1 pseudogene is annotated in these 1,102 nt (G+C 38.6%); it reads left to right on the top strand.

The window, feature by feature from the left end:
* Positions 1 to 165 precede the first annotated feature (165 nt).
* Positions 166 to 883, top strand: a pseudogene (locus AAEY78_RS12235) (IS5 family transposase).
* The last annotated feature ends 219 nt before the right edge of the window (positions 884 to 1,102 follow it).

Genomic DNA, 1,102 nt, shown 5'->3' with positions numbered 1-1,102 from the left:
CGCCTAACGCAAGTAAGATAGGTAATAGTGTGGCAGTTTTCAATGCTTGTCCTTCATAATTTATCAATATTGTTTAAGCCGTGTTGAACATTGGCGATAAAGTGTTGGCAAAAAAATAGCGAATGTCTAATCTTTAAATTCTCACACCAAAAGATCACATTCGCTATGCCTCGCACCATGCTCAAAGATGAACATTGGACTTGCCTCATACCTATCTTACTAGACCTGAATATTTATGATAAAGGAAGTCTGAGACAGACAGTTGAAGGTATACTTTATCGATTACTTTGGTAAGCTCAACACGGTCTATAAAGCTTACCAGCGCTGGTTTCGCAGTAATAAGTTGATTGCACTGTTCGCTCTATTAATCAAAGATTCAGACTGTGAATGGGTATTGATCGATGGTACTCATGTTAAAGCGCATCAGCATAGCAGTGGTGGTAATGAGAATATGCAAGGTATCAGTAAAAGTGTGGCGGGACGTGCGACCAAGATCCATTTAGCGGTCGATGCACATGATAACCCTATTACTTTTCTCTTATCAGATGGCACCACACATGATGTGAAGGTAACATCAGATTTAATCGATAAGATGGATTTAAGCGACACCGTGATCGTATGTGCCGATAAGGGCTATGATTCTGATTCGCTACGAGCGCATATTAAACAAGCAGGAACGCGTGATAACATCCCTCGAAAACGAAATACGAAGTCCTCTAACGATCATATGGATTGGGAGTTGTACAAAGTCCGCCACTTAGTAGAAAACGCTTTCGCTAAACTAAAGAATTATAGAGCAGTTGCCACTGGATTTGATAAGCTCAAGCAAAGTTATGAGAATACGGTGGCGCTTGCTTGTGCTTATCTTTGGTTGAAGTTATGAATGTTCAACACGCCCTAATAGTATTGTATCAGTTTTATTTAGATTAGATCTAATGATATAGTTTTGCGCATCATTATAATCTTTTGTAGTGGTATAAAAGTGAGCGAAATTTGAGTATGACTATAGTATTAATCTTTTAACTTGAGACCATCCCGAATTCTGTGTAACTGCCATTTAGATTAAATGCCTGCTGATACGGTCATCAAACATAATCATAAA

The sequence above is a fragment of the Psychrobacter sp. 16-MNA-CIBAN-0192 genome (genome assembly GCF_040309565.1).
Lineage (GTDB): Bacteria > Pseudomonadota > Gammaproteobacteria > Pseudomonadales > Moraxellaceae > Psychrobacter.
This window is presented reverse-complemented; position numbering and strand designations above follow the sequence as displayed.